General features: G+C 69.2%; 9 protein-coding genes and 1 pseudogene. 7 read left to right on the top strand and 3 right to left on the bottom strand.

Annotated elements, in window-relative coordinates; genetic code table 11:
* The first annotated feature begins 5 nt into the window (after positions 1 to 5).
* The 3 genes from ABD210_RS31540 to ABD210_RS31550 are packed head-to-tail and all read left to right on the top strand — an operon-like array spanning position 6 to position 2838.
* A complete protein-coding gene (locus ABD210_RS31540) occupies positions 6 to 992 on the top strand; it encodes an AAA family ATPase (RefSeq protein WP_344116605.1) in 987 nt (328 codons plus the stop codon).
* A complete protein-coding gene (locus ABD210_RS31545; RefSeq protein WP_344116606.1) occupies positions 989 to 2290 on the top strand; it encodes a DUF58 domain-containing protein in 1302 nt (433 codons plus the stop codon). The genes ABD210_RS31540 and ABD210_RS31545 overlap by 4 nt, the downstream gene beginning before the upstream one ends.
* Positions 2287 to 2838 (top strand): hypothetical protein, encoded by a 552-nt coding sequence (locus tag ABD210_RS31550; RefSeq protein WP_344116607.1) that lies wholly within the window; start codon positions 2287 to 2289, stop codon positions 2836 to 2838. Before ABD210_RS31545 ends, ABD210_RS31550 begins: the two co-directional genes overlap by 4 nt.
* Here the strand turns inward: ABD210_RS31550 and ABD210_RS31555 are convergent.
* Positions 2835 to 3368, bottom strand: a complete 534-nt coding sequence (locus ABD210_RS31555) for a TetR/AcrR family transcriptional regulator (RefSeq protein WP_344116608.1) — start codon at positions 3366 to 3368, stop codon at positions 2835 to 2837. The two genes, ABD210_RS31550 and ABD210_RS31555, sit on opposite strands and share 4 nt — an antisense overlap.
* A gap of 94 nt (positions 3369 to 3462) precedes the next feature.
* Between ABD210_RS31555 and ABD210_RS31560 the strand changes: the two genes are divergently transcribed.
* Together ABD210_RS31560 and ABD210_RS31565 are read left to right on the top strand one after the other, a co-directional pair.
* On the top strand, positions 3463 to 4872 hold the full coding sequence (locus tag ABD210_RS31560; RefSeq protein ID WP_344116610.1) for an MFS transporter: 1410 nt from the start codon (positions 3463 to 3465) through the stop codon (positions 4870 to 4872).
* Between the two features lie 77 nt (positions 4873 to 4949).
* Positions 4950 to 5306 carry an MmcQ/YjbR family DNA-binding protein gene (locus ABD210_RS31565; RefSeq protein WP_344116612.1) on the top strand — a complete coding sequence of 119 codons (357 nt, stop codon included), beginning with the start codon at positions 4950 to 4952 and terminating at the stop codon, positions 5304 to 5306.
* A 360-nt stretch (positions 5307 to 5666) separates the two neighbouring features.
* Here ABD210_RS31565 and ABD210_RS31570 read toward each other — a convergent pair whose 3' ends face one another.
* The gene (locus ABD210_RS31570) at positions 5667 to 6056 is read right to left on the bottom strand and encodes a TIGR03618 family F420-dependent PPOX class oxidoreductase (RefSeq protein WP_344116614.1); all 390 of its coding nucleotides are present in this window, start codon (positions 6054 to 6056) and stop codon (positions 5667 to 5669) included.
* A 236-nt stretch (positions 6057 to 6292) separates the two neighbouring features.
* On the opposite strand from ABD210_RS31570, the gene ABD210_RS31575 reads away from it, so the two are divergent.
* A complete protein-coding gene (locus ABD210_RS31575; protein ID WP_344116616.1) occupies positions 6293 to 6661 on the top strand; it encodes a chorismate mutase in 369 nt (122 codons plus the stop codon).
* Between the two features lie 22 nt (positions 6662 to 6683).
* Here ABD210_RS31575 and ABD210_RS31580 read toward each other — a convergent pair whose 3' ends face one another.
* Positions 6684 to 6836, bottom strand: coding sequence for a hypothetical protein (locus tag ABD210_RS31580; protein WP_344116619.1), 153 nt, complete (start codon positions 6834 to 6836; stop codon positions 6684 to 6686).
* 385 nt (positions 6837 to 7221) lie between these two features.
* Between ABD210_RS31580 and ABD210_RS31585 the strand changes: the two are divergent.
* Positions 7222 to 7533, top strand: a pseudogene (locus ABD210_RS31585) (hypothetical protein); the annotation flags it as partial.

A 7533-nucleotide genomic window follows, 5' to 3' on the forward strand; every position in this document is an offset into this window, starting at 1 on the left:
GAACCGTGACTGATCCGGAACTGGGGCTCGACCTGGCGGAGGTGTCGGCGCTCAGCAAGAAGGTGCTGGCCCGGGTGGGTGAGGCCGTGGTCGGCAAGGCGGATGCGCTCGAGCTGGTGCTAGCGGGCATCCTCGCCGGCGGCCATGTGCTGCTGGAGGACTACCCGGGCCTGGCGAAGACGCTGGCCGCGCGGTCGTTCGCCCAGGCGCTGGGGCTGGAGTTCCGCCGCGTGCAGTTCACCCCTGACCTGCTGCCGTCCGACGTCACCGGCGCCTTCGTCTACGACCAGCGCGACTCGGAGTTCGTGTTCCGGCCCGGGCCGATCTTCACCGGTCTGCTGCTGGCGGACGAGATCAACCGGACGCCGCCGAAGACCCAGGCCGCGCTGCTCGAGTCCATGCAGGAGCACCAGGTCACCGTCGAGGGCCAGACCTTCCCGCTGCCCGTCCCGTTCCACGTGCTGGCGACGGCGAACCCGGTCGAGTACGAGGGCACCTATCCGTTGCCCGAGGCCCAGCTGGACCGGTTCATGCTCCGGATCGGCTTCGGGTATCCCACCGCCGCCGAGGAGTGGGAGGTCCTGCAGCGCCGGATGGGCCGCCGTACCGAGGACCAGACCGTCGAGGCGGTCACGGACGCGGCCGGCCTCCTCGCCGCCCAGCGCGCGGTCGAGACCGTCACCGTCGACGACACGGTCGGCCGGTACTGCGTGGAGCTGGCCGCCGCCACCCGGCGTGACTCCCAGGTGCTGGTCGGAGCGTCCCCGCGAGGCTCGCTGGCGTTGCTTCTCACGGCGCGCGCGTACGCCGTGATCCAGGGCCGCGACTACGTCGTACCGGAGGACGTCAAGGCGGTCGCGATCCCCGCACTGGCACACCGGATCACCGTGCGGCCGGAGTTGTGGCTTCACGAGGTGACCGGTGCGACGGTGGTCCGGACCGTGCTCGGCTCGGTCCCGGCACCGCCGACCGTGGCGGGTCTCGCCAGATGAAGTGGCAGCCGACCCACGCGCAGCTCCGGGCGGTCTGCGTGGCCGCCGGTCTGCTCGTGATCGCTGTGCTCGGCCGTCGCCCGGATGCGGCCGTACTCGGGTTGCCGCTGGCATTCATCGCTATCTGGGGACGGTACTTCCGCCCCAGCGAGCGGCCCGAGGTGGCCACCGAGCTGGACGCGGACGTGCTCTTCGAGGGCCAGGCAACGACCTATCGGTTGCGGGTCTCGGGCACGTTGGACCCGGACATCGACCTGATCGTCGCGGCGCTGCCACGGACCCGGTGGTTCCGCTACGACCCACCCAATGCCGCGATCGCCGAACCGGTCTCGCACGGAGTCGTCTCGCTGGAGGTTGGCGTCAGATCCGAGCGCTGGGGCCTACGGCAGTTGGAGCAGCCGAACATCATCGCCACTTCGGTCCTCGGCGGTTACCGCGTGCCAGTGTCGTCGGCGCGAGCTCTGAGCGTCAGCACGTTGCCGTTGCGCGAGGGGTTCGAGGCGGTCGACTCCGTACCGCGTCCCGCCGGGCTGGTAGGACTCCATCGATCGCGCCGACCGGGTGAGGGCACTGAACTCGCCGGGGTCAGGCCGTTCCGCACCGGCGACCGGTTGCGCCGGATCAACTGGGCGGTTTCCGCTCGGACCAATGAGCTGCATGTGACCTCGACCTGGTCCGACCGGGACACCGAGGTGGTCATCCTGCTCGACACCGGCGGCGAGGTCGGTATCAGTGAGGGGATCGACGGCCGGTCGAGCAGCCTCGACACCGCGGTCCGGGCGGCTGCCTCGATCGCTGAGCACTACCTGCGCCACGGCGACCGGGTCCGGCTGATCGACACCGGGATGGTCGTTCGCGGCGTCCGGGCCGGCAGCGGGCGCGCGCATCTGCGGAGGATCCTCGACGTCCTGGTGCACGCCGATCGCAAGGGCCGCCAGCAGGACGAGGCGCAGCTTGCCCGCAGGCATCGGATCCGTTCGGACAGCCTCGTGCTGGTGTTGAGCCCGCTGCTGCGGCAGTCGATGCTCGGCTACATCGTCACCTTGGTCCACTCGGGCTGCACGGTGATCGCCGTGGACACGCTGCCACCGGACGTTGCGGACCTGATCGACCTCGAGCAGCACGACGCGAAGAGCTGGCCGCTGGCGTGGCGATTGCGCCTGCTCGAGCGCCGGGCGGAACTCGACCGGCTCGGGGACCTCGGCGTACCGACCGTGCGGTGGCGCGGCGCGGGCACGCTGGACGAGGTACTGCGGGATGCGGCCCGGGTGGCTGCTGCGCCGAGGATGCGCTCGTGACGCCGGCGGAGCGTATCTCCCTCTGGCTGGCCCAGCTCCGGGCGTCGGGCCGGGCGACTGTGCTGGCTCGGCTGGCGATCGGGCTCGCCGGTGCCGCGGCGCTGGTGGTTCCGAGTGTGCAGCCGTGGGATCAGCTGGATGTGGTGATACTGCTCGGGGTCCCGCTGCTGGTGGCGTGCGTGGTGTTGCCTGATTCTGCCGCGGCGTTGATGTTCCTTGTCGTGGTCGCCGGTGGATGGTTGTACCGGGCCCCCAGTGAGGTGAGCTGGAGTCTGGTGATCACCGGGATCGCCTTGCTGGTGGTGCATCTGGCGTCCGCGTTCGCCGCGCAGATCCCGTCGTACGGGAAGGTCGGTCCGCGGGTGCTGGGCCGGTGGTTGCTGCCAGCAACGATCGCCGCCCTGCTCGGTCCGGTGGTCGCGATTGCTGCCGCCCTGGTCCGCGGGGCCGACGTACCGGGGTCTTTGCTGGTGACCGTTGGGGCGCTCGCGGCGGCGACCGCTGCCGTCTGGTTCGCGGCCGGTCAGTCGATCAGTAGCCGCGACTAGAAGCTGTCAAGGATCTCGGACGCCCACGGGCAGTCGATCGAGTCCGGGCCGGCGACGCCCATGGCCGCCATCACCGTCAGCAGCATGCCGGTGGCGAGGAACTCGCGGGCCTCCTCGGCGGAGGCGCCGGTGAGCTCGCGGACCAGTTTGTAGATTCCGCCGAACCGCTCGCGGACGGCGTCCCCGACCGCGGGCTCCCTGCTGGCGGCGAACCCGTGCAGCAGGACGACCAGGAGTTCGCGCTCGGCCATCAGTTCGCGGTATGCCTCGCCGAGGCTGGCCAGGTCGGCCTTCTTCTCGGCCGCCCGGCGGAACGCGTCCTCGATCCGGTCGCAGACCCGCTGCTCGGTGGCCAGGAACAGTTGCTGCTTGGTCCCGAACAGCCTGATCACGTACGGCTGGGAGACCCCGGCCAGACGGGCGATCTCGTCGGTCTTGGTGCCCGCGAAACCTGCCTCGCCAAACGCCTGGACGGCCGCGTCCAGCACCTCTTCGCCGCGCTCGGCCGCGGTCAACCGGGTCTTCGCCATGTCGCTCCTTCTGTCGGTGCCTTGACATGTTATCAGTCAATGCATACTTTGTGATGAGAGTTAGTTATCAGTCAATTACAACAAGGAGCTCGCGATGACTTCGACCGCCCTCGATCCGGTAGTGGAGGCGCCCGCTGTCCGGCGGTCGCTGGGCCTCGTGCTGGCCGTGGTTGGGATCCCGATGTTCATGGTCACGCTGGACAACCTGGTGGTGACGAATGCGCTGCCGGTGATCAAGACCCAGCTGGGCGCCTCGCTGGTGGACCTGCAGTGGTTCATCAACGCGTACACGTTGTCCTTCGCGGCGCTGCTGCTGACCGCCTCCGCGATCGGCGACCGGCTGGGCCGGCGGCGGATCTTCCTGCTCGGGATCGGCTTGTTCACCGCGGCGTCCGCCGCCTGTGCGATCGCGACCGAGCCGTGGATGCTGATCGGCGCGCGCGCGATCCAGGGCGTGGGTGCAGCCGCTGTGATGCCGTTGTCGCTCACCCTGCTGGCGACCGCAGTACCGGCTCGTCAGCGCAGCGCGGCGATCGGCATCTGGGGTGGCATCTCCGGCCTGGGTGTGGCGGTCGGTCCGGTCGTCGGGGGAGCCGTCGTGGATGGGCTGAACTGGCAGTGGATCTTCTGGCTGAACGTGCCGATCGGCGTGCTCGCTCTGCCGTTCGCGGCTCGGGTGCTGACGGAGTCGTTCGGCGGCAGCAGGCGGCTCGACCTCGTCGGTCTGGTTCTGTCAGGGAGCAGCGTGCTGGCGATCGTCTGGGGTGTTGTCCATGGCGCCGATGACGGGTGGAGCTCGGCGCGGATCCTGACCGCACTGATCGGCGGCGGCGCCCTGCTCGTGGCCTTCCTGGTTTGGGAGAGCCGGACGCCTGCGCCGATGCTGCCGCTGCGGTTGTTCGCCTCGCGTGCGTTCAGCGTCGTCAACATCACCGCCTTCACGTTCTCCGTCGGGGTCTTCGGGTCGGTCTTCCTGCTGGCTCAGTTCTTCCAGGTGGTCCAGGGCTACACGCCATTGCAGTCGGGGATCCGGACCTTGCCGTGGACGATGGCGCCGATGGTGGTCGCCCCGCTGGCCGGCCTGTTCGTGGACCGGATCGGCGCCCGGACGCTGATCGCGACCGGCCAGGTCTTCCTCGCCACCGCGCTCGCGTGGATCGCACTCGTCACCTCGATCGACGCCGCCTACAGCTCGTTCGTCGCTCCGTTCGTGCTCGCGGGGATCGGCATGGGGCTGACGTTCGCACCGGCCGCGAGTGTGGTGATGGCGAGCGCCTCCGAGGCCGACCGGGGTGTTGCCTCCGGCACCAACAACACGATCCGCGAGGTGGGTGTCGCGATGGGCGTGGCCGTGCTGGCGTCGGTGTTCGCCTCGTCCGGCTCGTACGAGACGCCGGCTCGCTACATCGACGGCCTGGTCCCCGCCGTCTGGGTCGGCGCCGCGGTGGTAGCCGTCGGCGCGGTCGTGGCGCTGCTGCTCCCGGGACGTCGCCGGGTCGGCTAGGGCGGACCGCCAGGCCATCACGACTGTTGGCCGGCCTCTATTGGTGCTGTGGGCGTCCGGTGTAGCAGCATGGGGGCGTGACCGTGCTCGACGCCGACGATGTCCGCCGCATCGCGCTCTCCTTCCCGCAGACCGTGGAGAAGGAGCGCTGGCACCACCCGACCTTCGACGTCGCGGGCCGGATGTTCGTCACGATCCCGGACGACCAGACCTCCTTCGCGGTCCGCTGCCCCCGCCACGAACGCGGCGAACTGATCGCCGCGGAGCCGCACAAGTTCTGGGTCCCGCCGCACGAGGCCGGCTCGGGCTGGGTCCGCGCCCGCCTCGACGCGCTCGAGGACCTCGACGAGCTCTACGACATTCTCGTCGACTCCTGGAGACAGGCCGCCCCCGAAGACCTCGCCGCTCACCTCAGCTCTCGCGGCCCGCGCTGAGCCATTTTGATGTCGAGGTAGCTGCCGGGCTCCTGGGAGAGTCGTCGAGCGGCAGGTCCGCACGGAGTGCCTCGACGAGCTGGGCGCTCGCGGTGAGCTTGTCGTCGGCGACGTTGTACGTGCGATGGGTCTAGGTGATCCGCCAACTGGAGCAGGGCAATAGCCCGCGCACAGTCCTTGCGTGACACAGGCGTCCCCGGACTACACACGGTCTCCTCCAGCGGCTTGCCGCGAATGGCCGCCTGCAGGAGAAGTGGCAGCGCGGAGTACGGCGAAACTGGATCGCCGAGCGGTCCCCAGATCGTCGAGGGGCGAGTCGTGGAGGGCGCCGATGAAGCCCGAGGCCGCCGGTGACGAGGATCAGCCGAAGGTCGCGGCGCCGGCGTGGTCGACTTCGACGAGATAGGCGACGCGGTCGGTGCGGAGCGGGTAAGGCATCCCGATGTACTTCTCGGACAGGCGGTCGATGATCGTCCATGCCTCGTCGCCGTCGACCCGCCGGACGACCCGGCCGCGCAGGTGCGCCATGTCGTGCGGGTTCTCCCGGTTGGTGAGGGAGATCGCGACGCGCGGATCGGCGTCGATGTTCCTTGCCTTGCGCGAATCGGGCGAGGTGAGGAACGCGACCTGCTCACCCTCCAGGCCGATCCAGAGCGGCACACTGTGCGGCGCGCCGTCCGGCATCAACGACGCAAGGTGTGCCGTACTGGGCAGGTCGAGCAGGCGTCGCACATCATCAGGCATCGTCATGCTCGACCACGCTAGACCTGCGTGGGTCCAGCCGCTTGAAGGAGACGGTCATTCCGGGCTGTAGGAGCATCGGCTGGCTGGCTGGCTGGCTGGCCGGCTGGCTGGCTGGTGGGCTGGGGGGCGGGCAGGCGAGCGGGTGGGCTGGTGGGCTGGTGGGCTGGTCGGGTGGCGGAGCGGCGTTGTCGGGTTGTCCGGCTAGGTTGTCTGGGCTGACTGATCGAGCTGGAGGTCTGGGGATGAAGGCGACGAAGCTCATCGTGCGGGTCTTGGCGCTCCGCCTGATCGCGGCGTCTCTTGCCATGGGCAACCAAACCTCCGCCACGGCCGCTCAGCTGACCGGTCCAGTCGGGCGGCTGGGTGGATTGACGGATCTGATGATCCGGCGGATCGAGGTCGGTGACGACGTGGCGGCGTCGAAGTTCGGCACGGACAAGACCATCGACGATCCCGTGCGCGAGCAGCAGGTGCTCGACTCCGCCCGGAAATCTGCGATCGAGCTGGGCCTCGACCCCGGCGAAACGATCCAGTACTTCCGCGACCCAGATCGAAGCCGACAAGGTCGTCCAGCGCGTCCTGCTCCAGCGCTGGACAGCTCATCCCTCTGAGGGTCCCAAAGCTCGCCCGAACCTAAGCCGGATCCGCATCGAGCTGGATCAGCTCACCTCCAGCCTCCTCCGCACCACTAGCACTCGCCAGGCGGGCCTCCGCTGCATCGTCGAGCTGACGACCGCCCGCATCTCCGGTCGGACCCTCCACCACCTCGACCGGCTCCAGTCCCACGCGCTCACCTAAGCAGTCACTTCAGTCTGCGCCAGCTGACGTCCCCACCCTGATCCACCAAGACCTCAACCTCGCGGCCGGATCGAGCCAGACATCGCGCCGCCGCCGGGCGTGCTCCCCGTGATGACCGGGCGCTTTATGCAGTGCCCGTGGCGGCCGGAGGCCGTTCCCATGCCTGGTTCCAAGCCACCGATATCCATCAGGCAATGCGTCGCTCCATGCGAGGCTCCAGGCATTCCCTGGGTGCGCGGCGCTACTGGCGTCAGCGGCTTGTGTATATCCGGTTTTTGGCTGGGTGGGGTGTGATGTTTTCCCTTGTGGATAAGGGCAAACGGGATGGTTGCGGGTTTGCTCGGGGTCGCCGGCCGGGCGTAGGGTCGAACACATGTTCGGACGGGATGTGGGTGAGTTGGGCGTGGCCGAGACGCTGGCCGAGTCCCGTGAGCTGTATGTGTTGGACCGGGAGGTGAATACTCGGCGGTTGCGGCTGGCGGTGCGGTATGCGGAGTTGTGCGCGAGTCCCGCGGTGGTGCCGGACCGGGCGATTCCCGGGGATGAGCGGGTCGCGTTTCATGGTGGTCCGGGGTGTCCGGGGATCGCGGAGTTCGCGCCGGCCGAGTACGGCGCGGTGGTGGGCATGTCCAAGGGGGGTGCGGCGAAGTATCTGGGGCAGGGGTTGGCGTTGCGGTACCGGTTG

The organism is Kribbella alba, from assembly GCF_039529635.1.
Classification (GTDB): Bacteria; Actinomycetota; Actinomycetes; order Propionibacteriales; family Kribbellaceae; genus Kribbella; species Kribbella alba.